General features: G+C 67.9%; 15 protein-coding genes. 5 read left to right on the top strand and 10 right to left on the bottom strand.

Translation table 11 applies throughout. The annotated features are described in order from the left end of the window. Positions 1-32 precede the first annotated feature (32 nt). Together pheS and HUN08_RS07970 are read right to left on the bottom strand one after the other, a co-directional pair. Complete coding sequence (pheS, locus tag HUN08_RS07975) at positions 33-1,094, bottom strand: phenylalanine--tRNA ligase subunit alpha (RefSeq protein ID WP_124248261.1); 1,062 nt, start codon at positions 1,092-1,094, stop codon at positions 33-35. Positions 1,095-1,132: 38 nt separating this feature from the next. Continuing rightward, complete coding sequence (locus HUN08_RS07970) at positions 1,133-2,503, bottom strand: acyltransferase (protein WP_124248243.1); 1,371 nt, start codon at positions 2,501-2,503, stop codon at positions 1,133-1,135. An 89-nt stretch (positions 2,504-2,592) separates the two neighbouring features. Here HUN08_RS07970 and HUN08_RS07965 point away from each other — a divergent pair, with 89 nt between their 5' ends. Continuing rightward, positions 2,593-3,438 (top strand): hypothetical protein, encoded by an 846-nt coding sequence (locus HUN08_RS07965; protein WP_165353482.1) that lies wholly within the window; start codon positions 2,593-2,595, stop codon positions 3,436-3,438. A 14-nt stretch (positions 3,439-3,452) separates the two neighbouring features. On the opposite strand, the gene HUN08_RS07960 is transcribed toward HUN08_RS07965, so the two are convergent. From HUN08_RS07960 to infC, 4 genes are all read right to left on the bottom strand, one after another. Next, positions 3,453-4,244: an RNA methyltransferase gene (locus tag HUN08_RS07960; protein WP_124248242.1), complete on the bottom strand. Its 792-nt coding sequence runs from the start codon at positions 4,242-4,244 to the stop codon at positions 3,453-3,455. Positions 4,245-4,273: 29 nt separating this feature from the next. Continuing rightward, positions 4,274-4,654 (bottom strand): 50S ribosomal protein L20, encoded by a 381-nt coding sequence (gene rplT / locus HUN08_RS07955; RefSeq protein ID WP_124248241.1) that lies wholly within the window; start codon positions 4,652-4,654, stop codon positions 4,274-4,276. Positions 4,655-4,699: 45 nt separating this feature from the next. Next, entirely contained in the window at positions 4,700-4,900 is a 201-nt protein-coding gene (gene rpmI / locus HUN08_RS07950) for a 50S ribosomal protein L35 (RefSeq protein WP_124248240.1), read from the bottom strand. A gap of 91 nt (positions 4,901-4,991) precedes the next feature. Continuing rightward, positions 4,992-5,582: a translation initiation factor IF-3 gene (infC, locus tag HUN08_RS07945; RefSeq protein ID WP_124248260.1), complete on the bottom strand. Its 591-nt coding sequence runs from the start codon at positions 5,580-5,582 to the stop codon at positions 4,992-4,994. A 282-nt stretch (positions 5,583-5,864) separates the two neighbouring features. Here infC and HUN08_RS07940 point away from each other — a divergent pair, with 282 nt between their 5' ends. Both HUN08_RS07940 and HUN08_RS07935 read left to right on the top strand, forming a co-directional pair. Further along, positions 5,865-6,215, top strand: coding sequence for a DUF1844 domain-containing protein (locus HUN08_RS07940; RefSeq protein WP_124248239.1), 351 nt, complete (start codon positions 5,865-5,867; stop codon positions 6,213-6,215). Positions 6,216-6,245: 30 nt separating this feature from the next. Then, entirely contained in the window at positions 6,246-6,524 is a 279-nt protein-coding gene (locus HUN08_RS07935) for a hypothetical protein (protein ID WP_124248238.1), read from the top strand. Here HUN08_RS07935 and HUN08_RS07930 read toward each other — a convergent pair whose 3' ends face one another. Both HUN08_RS07930 and uvrA read right to left on the bottom strand, forming a co-directional pair. Beyond that, positions 6,525-7,331, bottom strand: a complete 807-nt coding sequence (locus tag HUN08_RS07930) for an SAM-dependent methyltransferase (protein ID WP_124248237.1) — start codon at positions 7,329-7,331, stop codon at positions 6,525-6,527. 13 nt (positions 7,332-7,344) lie between these two features. Then, positions 7,345-10,224 (bottom strand): excinuclease ABC subunit UvrA, encoded by a 2,880-nt coding sequence (gene uvrA, locus HUN08_RS07925; RefSeq protein WP_124248236.1) that lies wholly within the window; start codon positions 10,222-10,224, stop codon positions 7,345-7,347. Positions 10,225-10,372: 148 nt separating this feature from the next. On the opposite strand from uvrA, the gene HUN08_RS07920 reads away from it, so the two are divergent. Then, the gene (locus HUN08_RS07920; RefSeq protein ID WP_124248235.1) at positions 10,373-11,074 is read left to right on the top strand and encodes an MBL fold metallo-hydrolase; all 702 of its coding nucleotides are present in this window, start codon (positions 10,373-10,375) and stop codon (positions 11,072-11,074) included. A gap of 14 nt (positions 11,075-11,088) precedes the next feature. On the opposite strand, the gene HUN08_RS07915 is transcribed toward HUN08_RS07920, so the two are convergent. After that, positions 11,089-12,303 carry a Fic family protein gene (locus tag HUN08_RS07915; protein WP_124248234.1) on the bottom strand — a complete coding sequence of 405 codons (1,215 nt, stop codon included), beginning with the start codon at positions 12,301-12,303 and terminating at the stop codon, positions 11,089-11,091. A gap of 147 nt (positions 12,304-12,450) precedes the next feature. Continuing rightward, a complete protein-coding gene (locus HUN08_RS07910; RefSeq protein ID WP_124248233.1) occupies positions 12,451-13,104 on the bottom strand; it encodes a class I SAM-dependent methyltransferase in 654 nt (217 codons plus the stop codon). A gap of 80 nt (positions 13,105-13,184) precedes the next feature. On the opposite strand from HUN08_RS07910, the gene HUN08_RS07905 reads away from it, so the two are divergent. Further along, complete coding sequence (locus tag HUN08_RS07905) at positions 13,185-15,500, top strand: ATP-binding domain-containing protein (RefSeq protein ID WP_124248232.1); 2,316 nt, start codon at positions 13,185-13,187, stop codon at positions 15,498-15,500. Positions 15,501-15,507: the final 7 nt, after the last annotated feature.

The following is a 15,507-nucleotide window of genomic DNA, read 5'->3' as shown; positions in this document are numbered from 1 at the left end:
TGGTAGGTCGGTCGGTGTCTGCGGTGCGTCGGCTAGGCCGCCGGGCCGAAGGGTGCGGTGAAGCGGATGTCGCCCTCGACCATGTCGCGCATGTCGGAGATGTCGTTGCGGAACTGCAGGGTGCGCTCCAAGCCCATCCCGAAGGCGAATCCGCTGTACACCTCGGGGTCGATCCCGCTGGATCGGAGCACGTTCGGGTTGACCATGCCGCAGCCGCCCCACTCGACCCAGCCGGCGCCGCCCTTCTTACCCGGGAACCAGACGTCGACCTCGGCGGACGGCTCGGTGAACGGGAAGTACGACGGCCGCATCCGGGTCGTCGTGTCGGGGCCGAACAGTGCGCGCGCGAGCGTCTCCAACGCACCGCGCAGATGGGCCAGAGTCAGCCCCTTGTCGATGGCCAGGCCCTCGATCTGGTGGAACACCGGGGTATGCGTGGCGTCCAGCTCGTCGGTGCGGAAGGTGCGCCCGGGACAGGCGACGTAGATCGGCAGTTCGCGGTTCAGCATGGCCCGCACCTGGACCGGCGACGTGTGGGTGCGGAGCACCTGGCGCGAGCTCGCATCTCCCTCGCCGGCGATGTAGAAGGTGTCCTGCATCGAGCGCGCCGGGTGGTCGGGCAGGAAGTTCAGCGCGTCGAAGTTGTAGTGCTCGGCCTCCACCTCGGGGCCCTCGGCGATTTCCCAGCCCATGCCGACGAAGACGTCGGCGATCTGCTCGGCGATCACGGTGATCGGGTGGCGCGCCCCGACTCGTCGTCGCCCGCTGGGCAAGGTGACGTCGATCGATTCAGCTTCCAAGACCTCGGCATCGCGCTGCGCCGCCAATGCCTCGGTCCGCGCCGCGAACGCGTCGTTGACGCGGGTCCGGACCGCGTTGACGGCCTTGCCCGCGGCAGCGCGCTGATCGCCGGGCAGACTTCCGAGCGCACGTCGGGCCAACGAGACCGGGGCCTTCTCCCCCAGGTGCTCGGTCTTGGCCACGGCCAATTCGTCGAGGTCGGCGGCCGCCGCGAAAGCTGCGATCGCCGCGTCGGCCGCAGAGTCCAGCGCAGCAGGATCGAGGGCAGACGCGTCCACCGTGCCGGGGTCGATTCCGGAATCGTCGTTCTGTTTCGCCACGACCGTCAAGACTAGTCGATTGTCGAGGCCCGCTGACCTGCGGGTTGACGCTGCCCGACGCTGATGAGACGAGCACCGACCGCCCCCGCGACCGATACCGCCAGCATCGGCGCACCGGCCAGCATGCCGTCGCGGGCGAACAGCAGTAGCGCGACGCCGGCCACCACCACCAGGAGCAGCACGGCGGCGTCGCGGAACCGGTTCTTCGGCGTCGCAGACAACGTCGTTTCCCGACGATCGTCCCACCACCGGAGTGGATGGTTTTCCAACGGCGAGAGCAGTGCGACCGTGGGCACGAGCAACACCAAGAGCAGCAGAGTCTGGACGCCGACGACGATCAGGTGACCGGTCGAGGCCGGGTTGTCACGGGTGTATCCGAGGAGCATTCCGGTGCCGATGATCAGCCCGAGCAGCGGCAGGTGCCACAGGTACAGGGTCATCGCGGAGCGGTTTCCGAGGGCCACCCACCACCAGACACGCGGGCGACGGGCCCAGCGGGCGATCGCGCCCGCACCGGCGATGGCCAGCAGGCACAGGACGATCGCGTGGCCGGCGAGCAGCACGCTCGGCGGGCTCATGTTGGACAACCGCTGACCGGGGACCGTCACCATGGAGACGTCGTAGGGGCCGAAGGCCACCAGCCCGGCGTCGACGGCCAGCATCGCGAGAGCGCCGATTCCCGCAGTGCGCGGGCGGATCAGCCTCTTCGCGTAGGCGATGCCGAGGATCGCCGGGATCGTCCACGCCGTCGCGAAGGTGAGCATCGTCCATGTCGGTGCCGGTCCGTCGGCGTGCAAGCGCGCGGCGTCGCCGACCGCGGTCAGCCCGTAGCAGGCGATGACCGCCACGACAACCTGTCGGGTGGTCGAGATCCGCTGCAGGAAGGCGACCGCCGCCAGGATGACCAGATAGGCCCCGAGGAACCACAGGAGTTGCACGCCCAGGCGGGCGATCACGTCGACCGCCGCCGGAGACCGCATCCAGGTCGCCGCACCGAGTGCTGCGCCGATGGCCAGCAGGTACCACCACACCGGGCGGAGCAAGCGCTGCGACCGTCGGAACAGCCAATGCCCGGGCGCGGTGCCGGGCCGCAACCCGTAGACGGCGGCGGCCGCCCCGGCGAAGAAGAACAGCGGCAGGACCTGCAGGAGCCACGTCGCGGCTTGGAGCAGCGGGTGGTCGCCCAGGAGGTTGCCCAGGACCAGGTGATCTCCGCCGGGCGGCGGCGGTGCGACGGTCAACATGACCGAGTGGCCGGCGACGACGACGAGCAGGCTCGCCAGACGCAGCACGTCGACGACGCGATCGCGCGTGTCTCCGGTCAGTCGGTCGAGGTCGGCGGCGTCGATACGGCCGCGCGAGAGCTTCCCAGTGGTGGTCATACCTACCGATGATTGTCGCGCGCGGGCGACGCGTCGTCGGGGGAAATACTCAATCGCGGTGCCGGGGTGACGAGCCCTACGATCGCGAGGTGCGAGTTATCACCGACAACGACGAGATCGGCCGACGCGGCGGCGCCCTGCTGGCTCGGGCCGGCGACTTCGCGACGGTCGGCGGGGTCGTGGGGACCGGATTCGACGCCTATGCGCGGATTCTGCATCCGGTCTCCCGCTACGCCGACGACGACCGTCTCGGCGAGGACGGGCGCGTCGAGGTGAGCTGGGCGGAGGTAGCCGCGGTGACCGGCGCGACCATGCACCCGCAGGTCCAGTGGTGGGCGGTGCTGGGACGTCGGCTCGGCGACGACCACGGCGACTCGTACAGCGTCAACCTGCCCAACGGCTGGCACCTGAACGTCGAATACGAGGGCGACCTCCCCCCGGCTTTGCTGTCCGCCCTGACCGGCGTCTTGCGGCCGTTCACCACTACGGCTGACGTCACCGTCGCAATCTGGGCGGGCTGGGGCGAGTTGCGCACCGAGGTGTCGCTCATCATGTCGACCGGGCCGAGCACTCCGCCGGTCAAGCGGGAGATCGATCCGGCCGTGGCGGAGGCCGCCGAGCGCGGATCCCACTTCGCGTGGCCCGCCCGCGAGATGATCCTGTTCGACGCCACGCTGGGTGAGTTGGCCGACCCGGACTACGGCTATCGCGCCGGGCTCTGGCCGCGGGGCTTTCGACCCGGCCCCGGTCCGAACATGATTTGGCCGTCGGATCTGTCCTGGGCGGTCGCCACCGAGATCGACTTCAACTGGACCCTGGTCGGGGGTACGCGCGCGTTGATCGACACGATCCTGGCGGACGACCGGTTCGAGTCCTTCGAGGTGCACGAGGGCGATGAGATGACCTGGGAGTCGGACACGGTCAACCAGCGATGATCACACCGAGTGCCTCAGAGCTGCGCCCGGGCACTCTCGTATAGGCAGATCGCGGCGGCGGTGGCGAGGTTCAGGCTCTCGGCGCGCCCGCGGATCGGAATCGACACCCGATGGTCGGCGGCCGCCACCACGTCGGCGGGCAGTCCGTGGGCCTCGTTGCCGAACAACCAGGCGGTCGGCCCGGCCAGTACGTCGCCCGCGTCGGGAAGTCCGAGTTCGCCGTCGGCGGTCGTGGCGAGCAGGGTGAGACCGGCCGCGCGCAAGGCCGCCAACCCATCGTCGACCGACCGCTCCCGCGAAATCGGAAGGTGGAAGACGCTGCCGGCGCTCGCGCGCACGCATTTGCCGTTGTGCGGGTCCACCGCGTCGCCGAGGAAGACCACGCCGTCGGCGCCCATCGCGTCGGCGCAGCGGACGATGGTGCCGGCGTTGCCCGGTTCACCCGGTTCGACGGCGACGGCCAGCAGGCGTGGCCGCACCGCGAGGACCTCGTCCAGCGGCGTGTCGAGGAGACCGCAGACGGCGAAGATGCCGGGCGGCGTCGTCGAATCGGCAAGTTTGGCGACGGCACGATCGGTGATCACGAGCACGTCGAGCACCCGATCGGCGGCCAGCGCAAGGAGGTCGCCATGGCGCGCCTGTGCCGATTCCCCGACGAGGAGGACGCGGGCGCGACCGGTCTCGATGGCGGCCGTGACCGAGTTCGCGCCCTCGACGAGGAACAGTCCTTGTTCCCGTCGGGTGGCGGCGCGATGCAGTTTGGCGTACGAAACGACCCGCGACGAGCGTTCGGTGAGAACGTCCATCGCGGGTCGGTCCGTGCTGTGTGGCGAAATCAGGCGGCCGGCGCGTTCACGTCGTCCGGCAGCGCCTTGCGCGCGACCTCGACGAGGCCGGTGAAGGCCTGCGGGTCGCTCACGGCGATCTCGGCGAGCACCTTGCGGTCAACCTCGACACCGGCGGCCTTGAGGCCCTGGATGAAGCGGTTGTAGGTGATGTCGTTGGCGCGGGCCGCGGCGTTGATGCGCGAGATCCACAGCTTGCGGAACTCGCCCTTGCGCGCACGACGGTCGCGGTAGGCGTACGTCATCGAGTGGAGCTGCTGCTCCTTGGCCTTGCGGTACAGGCGCGAGCGCTGCCCGCGGTACCCCTTCGACGCCTCCAGGGTCGTCCGACGCTTCTTCTGGGCGTTTACTGCCCGCTTCACGCGTGCCATGTCTGAACCTCTTTACTTCGGTCTGGTTGGTCTGGTGGGGAGGGCTTAGCCGTTGCCGTTGAGCAGGCGCTTGATGCGCGGCGCGTCGTTCTCGGAGACGACGACGGTACCGTCCATCGCGCGCTTCTGCTTCGACGACTTGTGCTCGAGCAAGTGGCGCTTGTTCGCCTTCTGACGGACGATCTTGCCGCTGCCGGTCACCTTGAATCGCTTCGCGGTGCCCTTGTGGGTCTTTGCCTTTGGCATGGGTTATTCCTGTTCGTTCGCCCGGATTCCCATCCGGGATCGTGGACTCCGCCGTAGTGGCGCAGCCCCTGAGGTTTGTCGTGCGGCGGCGCTATTCCGATTCGGCGGGCGAGGCTTCGGGAGCCTTCGCCGGCTGTTCGGACTGCTGGGCCGCCTTGGCACGGGTCTTCGCGCCCTTGTGCGGTGCTAGGACCATCGTCATGTTGCGTCCGTCCTGCTTGGCCGAGGTCTCCACGAAGCCGTATTCGGCGACGTCGTTGCCCAGGCGCTGCAGCAGGCGATAACCGAGTTCGGGACGCGACTGCTCGCGACCGCGGAACATGATCGTGACCTTGACCTTCGAACCGGCTTCCAGGAAGCGGACCACGTGGCCCTTCTTGGTCTGGTAGTCGTGGTCGTCGATCTTCGGCCGGAGCTTCTGCTCCTTGATGACGGTCATCTGCTGGTTGCGACGCGACTCGCGCTGCTTCTGCGCGGCTTCGTACTTGAACTTGCCGTAGTCCATGATCTTGCACACCGGCGGGCGCGCGTCCGGCGCAACTTCCACCAGGTCGAGATCAGCTTCTTCGGCCAGGCGGAGCGCATTTTCAACACGCACGATGCCCACCTGCTCCCCATTCGGTCCGACGAGTCGGACTTCGGGTACGCGGATGCGCTCGTTGATGCGAGTCTCAGTGCTGATGGGGCCTCCTTGGTAGGTCGGTTCTGCCGTCCGACCGCCGCAAGATCGCGGGCCACGATGGAGCTGCCTCAACAAGAAAGCCCGTCGCGTACCGGTTGCGAGACCAATACCCGAAGGGCTCCGATGCCGACCAACACGCTGACGCCGGGTGAAACGGATTCACCCGGGGCGCGTCGGACCGTGAAACTGCGTCATTGCTGAACTGCGTCGCACGGTGGGAGCGGAACTCCACTTGCCTGCCCCGGTAATCCGGGACGGTCGCACTATGACAGTCTAACAGTCATGGCCGATGACCCCAATTCGATGTCCGAGCAGCCCGTCGACGCCGAGCAGGTGCGCGAATTGGGCGAGATCCCCGCCATCGAGGTCATCACCCGCGCGATCGTCATGCTGATGAGTTCGGCGGCCGAGAAACTCGGACTGGCCGAGGGCGCCTCGGAGGACGATGTCGACCTCGACGAGGCGCGCAAACTCATCACGGCATTGGCCGGACTCTTCGACGCCTCCCGTCGCGACCTGGGCCTGCACGCGAACCCGATCCGCGACGGCGTCAAGGGACTGCAAGCCGCGTTCCGCGAGGCCAGCGCCTTCCCCGACGAGCCGGGTGAGGGCCCCGGCGAGAAGCTCGTCTGAGCGCACCGTAGACATCTGAGGGAGACAATCATGTTCGGAAGACTGCGACGCGCAGAACAGCACATCGATCAGCTGCAGGCCCGGATATGGAAGCTCGAAGGCCTGATCGCGGAGCGCGCTGGGGTGGACGGCGACGAACTCGCCCGGCTCCTCGTCGAATCCGATCCCGGGCTGACCACCGAGGTGCGGGAGCTCGCCGAACAAGGTCAGACGGTCGCTGCCATCCGCGCTTACCGTGTCGCGACCGGTGCCGGGCTGAAGGCGGCGAAGGATGCCGTCGAGGCCTACGCGGCTCGTCTCGCTGCCTAGTCAGTCCGACCGTCCGCGCATGACCAGCACCGCCGTGTGCCCGTCGTCGGCATAGGCGGGGTGTTCGGTCACCACCGTCGCCGTCGACCCGCTACGCGTCGCGAGCCCGGCGGCCTCATCGGTCTGGTCCCGGTGCATCTCGACGGCCAGCACGCCGCCCGGCGCGAGCCATTCCGCGGCATCGACGATCAGCCGGCGGACCTCGGCGAGCCCGGCAGCCCCGCCGGCATGCGTCGCCACCGGCTCGTGGTCGCGGGCCTCCCCCGGCATCAGATCCAGCTCGTCGTCGGGGACGTACGGCGGCACGGCGGCGATCACGGCGACGCCGCCCCGCAACTCCGACGGCAGTCCAGACAAACCCGCCCCTTCGCAGACCCGTGCCCGCGGGCCCACATTGCGCCTCGCATAGTCGAGCGCGACGGGATCGACGTCGCTGACGACGACCGCCGCGTGGGGATGATCGCGGGCGACGACCGCCGCGAGCGGCGCGACCCCGCAATACGGCTCGATGAACACGGGGGTCTTTGAGTCAGGCGTGGCCCGCACTTCCCCACTCGCGACCGCCGCCAGCAATCGGCTGCGCTGTCGCGGGATGAACACCCCGGGCCCGACGACGAGGTCGAGTCCGGCGAATTCCACGATCCCGACGATGTGCTCGAGCGGCTCCCCGGCCACCCGGCGACGAACCCATCGGGCGAGTTGCTCGCCGTCGGCAGCACGCGACCGCAGGATCTGCGCCTCGTCCTCGGCAAACACGCAGCCGGCCGAGCGGAGCTCGGTCACCAATTCGTCCACGTCGGCGTCCACGGCCCTCGAGCCGCTACCCGACGTTCGCGACCCGCTCCGGCTCGAGGACCTCGGCGAGGAACCGGCCGGTGTGGCTCTGCGGGACCGCGGCGATCTCTTCCGGAGTCCCGGTGGCGACCACCGTGCCGCCGCCGTCGCCGCCCTCCGGCCCCATGTCGATGATCCAGTCGGCAGCCTTGATGACGTCGAGGTTGTGCTCGATCACGATGACCGTGTTGCCCTTGTCGACCAGGCCGTTGATGACCTTGAGCAGCTTGCGGATGTCCTCGAAGTGCAGTCCCGTGGTCGGCTCGTCGAGGATGTATGCGGTGCGGCCTGTGGAACGCTTCTGCAGTTCGGCGGCCAGTTTGACGCGCTGCGCCTCGCCGCCGGAGAGCGTCGGCGCCGGCTGGCCGAGCCGCACGTAGCCCAACCCCACCTCGACCAACGTCTTCAGGTAGCGGTGGATCGAGGTGACCGCCTCGAAGAAGTCGGCCGCCTCTTCGATCGGCATGTCCAGGACCTCGGCGATCGTCTTGCCCTTGTAGTGCACCTCGAGGGTTTCCCGGTTGTAGCGCGCGCCGTGGCACACCTCGCAGGGGACGTAGACGTCGGGCAGGAAGTTCATCTCGATCTTGATCGTGCCCTCGCCGGTGCACGCCTCGCAGCGCCCGCCCTTGACGTTGAAGGAGAAGCGACCCGGCTGGTAGCCGCGCACCTTTGCCTCGGTCGTGGCGGCGAACAGGGTGCGGATCTTGTCGAAGACGCCGGTGTAGGTCGCCGGGTTGGAGCGCGGCGTGCGGCCGATCGGCGATTGGTCGACCTGCACGAGTTTGTCCAGCTGGTCGAGTCCCTTCACACGCTTGTGCCGTCCGGGTACCTGGCGGGCACCGTTGAGCTTGTTGGCCAGGACCGACGCCAGGATGTCGTTGACCAGCGTCGACTTACCCGAACCCGACACGCCGGTCACCGCCGTCAACACGCCGAGGGGGAATGAGACCTCGACGTCTTTGAGGTTGTGCTCGTTCGCGCCCACGACCGTGAGTTGTTTGCGCTTGCTGATCGGGCGACGGATCTCCGGTGTCGGCAGCGTCTCCCGGCCGGACAGGTAGGCGCCGGTGATCGAATCGACATTGGCCAGCAGGCCCTCGTAACTGCCGCTGTGGACGACGTGTCCGCCGTGCTCGCCGGCGCGCGGACCGATGTCGACGATCCAGTCGGCCGCCCGGATGGTGTCCTCGTCGTGTTCGACGACGATGAGCGTGTTGCCGAGGTCGCGCAGCCGCACCAGGGTGTCGATGAGTCGGCGGTTGTCGCGCTGGTGCAGCCCGATCGACGGCTCGTCCAGGACGTAGAGGACCCCGGCGAGTCCGGAGCCGATCTGCGTCGCCAACCGGATGCGCTGCGCCTCACCGCCCGAGAGCGAGCCCGCCGCCCGCGACAGCGAGAGATATTCCAACCCGACGTCGAGCAGGAATCGGATCCGCGCCTGCACCTCTTTGAGCACGCGACCGGCGATGGCCTCCTCGCGGGCGCCCAGGGTCAGGCTGCCGAGGTACTCGGCACAGGCGGCGACCGACAGCGAGCTGACCTCGGCGATCGACTTGGGGCCGAACTCCGCCGAGTCCAGTGTGACGGCGAGGATCTCCGGCCGCAGGCGCGCACCGTGGCACACCGCGCAGGGAACGTCGCGCATATAGCCCTCGTAGCGCTCCTTCATCGCCTCGGACTCGGTCTGGTCCGACCGCCGCGAGAGGAAGGCCATGACGCCCTCGAACTCGGTATAATACGATCGCGTGCGCCCGTACCGGTTACGGAACCGGACGTGGACCTGGTGATCGCTGCCGTCCAGGATCGCCTTGCGCGCCGCTGCGGGAAGCTTCTTCCACGGGGCGTTGAGGTCGAAACCCATCTGATCGGCCAGGCCGGAGAGCAACCGCAGGAAGTAGTCCGCGTTGTGCCCGCTCGACCAGGGCGCGATCGCCCCCTCCGCCAGGCTCAGATCCGGGTCCGGGACGACGAGTTCCTCGTCGATCACCTTGCTGACCCCGAGGCCGTCGCACGCCGGGCAGGCACCGTAGGGCGAGTTGAACGAGAACGACCGCGGCTCGAGGTCGTCGATCGCGATGATGTGGCCGTTGGGGCAGGCCATCTTCTCGGAGAATCGTCGCTCACGCTTCGGATCCCCCTCGTCGACGTCGACGAAGTCGAGGACGACGATCCCATCGGCGAGCCGCAGCGCCGTCTCGATCGAGTCCGTCAGTCGCTGCTTGGCCGTCGCCTTCACGGCGAGCCGGTCGACGACGACGTCGACGTCGTGGCGCTCCTGCTTCTTGAGCGTCGGCGGTTCGGTCAGCGGGTACACCCGGCCGTCGATCCGCGCGCGGGCGAACCCCTGGGTCTGCAGAGCGGCGAACAGGTCGACGAACTCCCCCTTGCGCGACCGCACGACCGGGGCGAGCACCTGGAACCGGGTGCCCTCGTCCATCGCCAGGATCTGGTCGACGATCTGCTGCGGAGTCTGCTTCGCGATCTTCTCGCCGCACTGCGCGCAGTGCGCTGTTCCCGCCCGCGCATACAGCAGTCGTAGGTAGTCGTAGACCTCGGTGATGGTCCCGACCGTCGAACGCGGGTTGCGGTTGGTCGATTTCTGGTCGATCGACACCGCCGGCGACAGTCCCTCGATGAAGTCGACGTCCGGCTTGTCCATCTGGCCCAGGAACTGGCGCGCGTAGGCCGAGAGCGACTCGACGTAGCGGCGCTGCCCTTCGGCGAAGATCGTATCGAAGGCCAGCGACGACTTGCCCGACCCGGATAGCCCGGTGAAAACGATCAGTGAGTCACGCGGCAGGTCGACGTCGATTCCACGAAGGTTGTGCTCGCGCGCACCGCGCACGATCAAGCGATCGACCACAGCTATTCTTCCTCACGGTTGGTGCGGCGCCGCCCGTCCGACGCCCGTCAATACAGTCGCGTCCACATATACCGGCGACGTCTGACATTCGGAGTCCAGTCTATGCGCCGGAACCAAATCGGGCCTGTTCGCGGCTACCGTGGGAGCCATGACCGACATCAGCCCCGTCGACGACGATTACACCGGCACCGTCGCCGGTCCGCACCATCCGATGCGACGCACCACGGCCCACGCGACGATCGTCAAGATGTCGGTCGGCCCGATGGACAACAACACCTACGTGCTCACCTGCACCGAGACCGGTGACCAGTTGCTGATCGATGCCGCCAACGACGCGCCGGCCATTCTCGCGCTGCTCCGGGAGCTACCCGGCACTTTGCGCGGCGTCCTCACGACGCACGGGCACTTCGACCACTGGCAGGCGCTCGCGGAAGTGACCAAGGCCACCGGCGTGCCGACGACGGCCGGCCGCGCCGACGCGAAGGAGCTTCCCATCACGCCCGACAAATTGCTCGATGACGGCGACGAGATCACCGTCGGAAATCTCGTCCTTCGTGCGATTCACCTCGTCGGCCACACCGAGGGGTCGATCGCGCTGGCCCTGCACGATCCCAGCGACGACGCCGCCGGACCGATCTCCGTGCAGCTGTTCACCGGCGACTGCCTCTTCCCCGGCGGCGTCGGCAAGACCTGGCAGCCGGGCGACTTCGAGCGGTTGCTCGACGGTGTGACGACGAAACTGTTCGACGCCTATCCCGACGACACCGCCGTCTACCCGGGCCACGGCAGCGACACGACGCTCGGCGCGGAACGTCCGAAGCTCGACGAGTGGCGTGCGCGGGGCTGGTGAGTACCGGCTAACAGTCAGGTCGCTGCCTTCTTGATACGCGCGCCGAGGGCTTCGAGTTCGTCTAGAACCAGACCGGCACCCCAAACCTGGTCTCGCTTTCGACTCGTCAACGGACGGATGACATCGGCGTCGTGCAGTCGTTCGATGGCCGCATAGGTGCTTGTCGGCTTCAACCCGAGACGCTGGGCCACCTCCTCGGCGGTGAATATCGGAGCCGCAATCAGCGAGGCCGTGATCTTCGCAGCAGCGCTGTGGCTGCGCATGGGTCCGAGAAGGTGGTGCCAGTGATCGGGAATTGCGGAGAGGAGTGCAGCGGTACGCCGCGACTCGACGGCGGCGATACGTGATCCCGCTGCGAAGGAGCGCATCAGCGGTGCAGGATTTCCCTCGCGATAGGACTCGAGATCGTCGAAGTAGCGGTCCCGATGTGCCACCAGCGCCGATGCCAGTGGCACGACGACGGTGCTGGTCACGCCTCGTCGGCGCAGAATACTGTTGATCAGTGCCCGACCGATGCGGCCGTTGCCATCTGTGAACGGATGGACGGACTCGAACTGTGCGTGGGCTATCGCGACCTGGGCGAGCACCGGAAGGTCGTCGCGATTGACATAGCGAATCAGGTCCCGCATGTAGTCAGCGACGGTGTCCGGTGGCGGCGGGACGTAGAGCGCGTCGCGCGGCGAATGATCGCTGCCACCGATCCAGTTATGCATGTCCCGTAGGCGGCCGGCGTAGTCCCGCTCGAGAACCTCGTCGCGCATGAGTTCGCGATGGGCGGCCAGCAGGTCGTCCAGCGTGATGGCGCGGGTCTGGCTCACCGTGGTGAGCAATACGTCGGTGGCGGCGGTCGCAGACACCATCGATGTTGCCGACGAGTTCGCGCGTACGCCGTGCAGCGCCCGTGCGTAGTCATCGACCCGAGCATCGATCTCCTCGATCCGCGACGATGCGACGCACTCGGTGCGCAGCAGCATGGTCCCCAGCGCGCCGAGATCATCGGCGTACCCGGCGTCCAACGCCGTGATTTCGCGCAGCGCCTCCTCCATGTCGGCGGCCAGATCAGAGGGCACCTGTACATCCAAGGTGGCAATCATCGGCGGGAGGCTGACCTCCACCTCGGTCAGGACACGATCGGCTCGCACGCCTGCCCGGAACTGCTGCCGCCACGGCACAACCCGACTGGCGTGGGCCGGCCAGCTGACTGCGCCAGACGGCTCGTCGTCGTCCATGCGCCCCCTCCAACCCGAACTAGACCGACTATTATTTCGAGTTTATATAAGAAAGTCGGAATAGCGTCCAGATCAGTTCAGGTTTGCGGTCATCCCGCGAGGACGGGACCGGTGCCCGTGCGACGAGGGGAGGCCGTCACCGACCGGTCAGATTCGACTGAAACCGAGGATGTCGTAGGCCGACTTACCACCGCTGTCGGAAAGCTTCTCCCCTGCGACGAAACCTGCCTCGGTCGCCGACTGAACGATCTCGTCGACCTCGCGGATCGTAAAACGCGACCGAGTGAAGGGCATCTTGCGCATCATCTCCGGCCGGCCGATACCGATGACCATCCGCCCGTCGCCGCGGATGGCTTGCGCGGCGGCGCGGAGGAATGCGGTGAGGTCGTCGACGAAGTAGATCGTGTTCACGCACATCAGCGCGTCCAGCTGCGCGTCGGCAAGGTCGGCGATGTCCGCGGTGAGCGACAGCCGACCATCGCGTAGCGGACCGGCGAATCGGGATTCAGCGCGACCGAGCATGTCGGGCGACGCATCGCAGCCGATGACGCGCCCGTCCGGACCGACTGCCGCGAGCAGGGCCTCGAGCCCAGCACCCCCGCCGAACCCGACGTCGGCAACCGCCTGCCCCGGCGCGACGCGCAACGCGTCGACTGCGGAACGGATCATGGCCCCGTTGCCACGGTCGAGCATTCGCGCCACCACGCTGCGGCCGATCAGCCCATGGGGTCGCGACAGCTGGCGCGCGACCGCATCCAGCACGGAGTTCGTCGGCCCGTTCAAGCGTCCGCCATTGCTCATACCTAGATAATAACCATTGTCATTAAACTCACGTTGGACATACGGCGACCACCCCTCGGTCCGCGTACACTGGATCAACTGTGAGTCCCGACCCGCGCATAGTCGACGAGCAACGTCATCTCGACGCCGTCTACGGTCGTATCGACCGGATGCGGAGCACCACGAACCGCCGTCTGTCCGAAACCCTCGCCGAGAGCGGCGGCACCCCGCAGGCCCAGTCCGAGCGGGAGTCCTACGAGCGCCTCTACGTCGACGACCTGGCGAAACTCGACGCCGCCGAGCACAACCTCTACTTCGGCCGGCTCGATGTCCACCGGGATGGAGACGGTGCCGACGAGGGCCGCGACGGACAGCCGGAGACGCGGCGCATCGGACGCATCGGGGTCCTCGACGACGACGCCCAGGACACCACGCTGCTGCTCGACTGGCGCGCTCCCCTGTCCCGCCCGTTCTACTTGGCCACCCCGGCCGATCCGGACGGGGTGAGCGTCCGTCGCCACATCCGGACGAACAACCGCCAGGTGCGAACGGTGTCCGACGAGGTGCTCGACGGTCGGGCGGTGGACCAATCCGAAGACGGCGGAGCCGTGGTGACCCGAGGCGACGTCGTCAACGAGGCAGCGCTGGTCAGCGCCCTCAACGCCGCGCGCACCGGCGAGATGGTGGACATCGTCGAGACCATCCAGCGCGAGCAGGACCTGATCATCCGCTCGTCGCACCGCGGCGTCACCGTTGTGCAGGGCGGTCCGGGCACCGGCAAGACGGCCGTCGCCCTGCATCGCGCGGCGTACCTGCTCTACACCCACCGTGACCTGCTGGCGCGCAGCGGCGTCCTCATCCTCGGCCCGAACCCGGAGTTCCTGCGCTACATCTCGCAGGTGCTGCCGTCGCTCGGCGAGACCGGCGTCCTGCTCAGCACCGTCGGGAACCTGCTGCCCGGCATCGAGACCGAAGCCCTCGACCGTCCCGACGCCGCCGTCCTCAAGGGATCACTCGATATCCTGCCGGTTCTCAAGAGCCACGTGCGCTCCTACCAGTCACTGCCGCGCAAACCCATCACCGTCGAGTTCGACGGCTATCCGCTGAGCATCGACTCGGAGCTGATCAAGCGCGCCCGCACGAAAGCGCGCAACACTCGGCGCGCCCACAACCAGGCACAACGGGAGTTCCTCCGCGCCGCCCTCTACGGCCTGGCCTCCGCGCACGCCAGCCGCATCGGGTCGTCGTTACTCGACGGGACGCAGATGCTCTCGGGTGCGGAGATCGCCGACATCCGCGACGAGATGCGCGCCGACGACGATCTCGTCCGCGAAGTCCTCGCCTTCTGGCCGCGACTCGAGCCGGTCCGGGTCTTGACCGACCTGTTGACGTCCCCGCGAGCGATCGCGTCGGCCACCCGCGGCTGGTCCGACGAAGACCGGGCCGCATTGGAGCGCACCCCGAACGATCCGCTGACCGTCGGCGACGTCCCGCTGCTCGACGAGATCGCCGAGCTGATCGGCGCCGGCACCGACGACGACCGGGCGGCGCAGAAGGCGCAGTGGCGCGCGAAGCTCGCCGAGGCGCAGGATGCCCTCGACATCCTGACCGGCTCCGCCCCGCAAGACCTCGAGGACGAGATCGATCCCGAAATCCTCATGGCCTACGACCTCATCGACGCCGAACAACTCGCGCAGCGCCAGACGGTGACCGAATACCGGACGACGGCGGAACGCGCGCACGCCGATCGGTCGTGGACCTTTGGTCATGTGATCGTCGACGAGGCACAGGAACTCTCCGCGATGGCGTGGCGGATGGTGATGCGCCGGATCCCGAACCGCTGGATGACCGTCATCGGCGACACGGCCCAGACGTCGAACCCGGCCGGCTCGACGTCCTGGTCGGATGTGTTCGAGCCCTATGTCGCCAAACGGTGGCAACTGCACGAACTCACGGTCAACTACCGGACGCCGGCCGAGATCATGGTCTACGCCGCCCGCATCCTGGAACGCATCGACCCGAGTCTGACACCGCCGACGTCGCTGCGGGCGAACGGGATCGAGCCGACGGCGATCCGCGCCGGCTTCGGTCGCGCGACCCTCGACGCGATCAAGCTGGCGATCGACGCGCAGTGGCCGGGGCTGACCGGGATCATCGTCGCCGACGACGATCTCGACTTCGCCGTCGACGCGCTGGCCGAGCACCCGGATATCGCGGTGCACACGGTCACCGGCTGCAAGGGGCTGGAGTTCGACAACACCGTCGTCGTGGAGCCGGCCGCGATCATCGCGGAATCCGATCGCGGATGGAACGACCTGTACGTCGCCCTCACCCGCGCGACGCAACGCCTCGTCGTCGTGTCCGAAAGCGACTTGCCACCCGAGTTGGCGGACCTACCCGGGTGGCAAGAAAGCTAGAAAGCCC

This window comes from Gordonia sp. X0973 (assembly GCF_013348785.1).
Lineage (GTDB): Bacteria > Actinomycetota > Actinomycetes > Mycobacteriales > Mycobacteriaceae > Gordonia.
This window is presented reverse-complemented; position numbering and strand designations above follow the sequence as displayed.

Coding starts and splice junctions, on each gene's coding strand:
- HUN08_RS07940 (WP_124248239.1), top strand. CDS start 5,865: ATGGCCGATGACCCCAATTCGATGTCCGAGCAGCCCGTCGACGCCGAG.
- HUN08_RS07920 (WP_124248235.1), top strand. CDS start 10,373: ATGACCGACATCAGCCCCGTCGACGACGATTACACCGGCACCGTCGCC.
- HUN08_RS07915 (WP_124248234.1), bottom strand. CDS start 12,303: ATGGACGACGACGAGCCGTCTGGCGCAGTCAGCTGGCCGGCCCACGCC.
- rpmI (WP_124248240.1), bottom strand. CDS start 4,900: ATGCCAAAGGCAAAGACCCACAAGGGCACCGCGAAGCGATTCAAGGTG.
- HUN08_RS07935 (WP_124248238.1), top strand. CDS start 6,246: ATGTTCGGAAGACTGCGACGCGCAGAACAGCACATCGATCAGCTGCAG.
- HUN08_RS07960 (WP_124248242.1), bottom strand. CDS start 4,244: ATGGACGTTCTCACCGAACGCTCGTCGCGGGTCGTTTCGTACGCCAAA.
- HUN08_RS07910 (WP_124248233.1), bottom strand. CDS start 13,104: ATGAGCAATGGCGGACGCTTGAACGGGCCGACGAACTCCGTGCTGGAT.
- HUN08_RS07970 (WP_124248243.1), bottom strand. CDS start 2,503: ATGACCACCACTGGGAAGCTCTCGCGCGGCCGTATCGACGCCGCCGAC.
- rplT (WP_124248241.1), bottom strand. CDS start 4,654: ATGGCACGCGTGAAGCGGGCAGTAAACGCCCAGAAGAAGCGTCGGACG.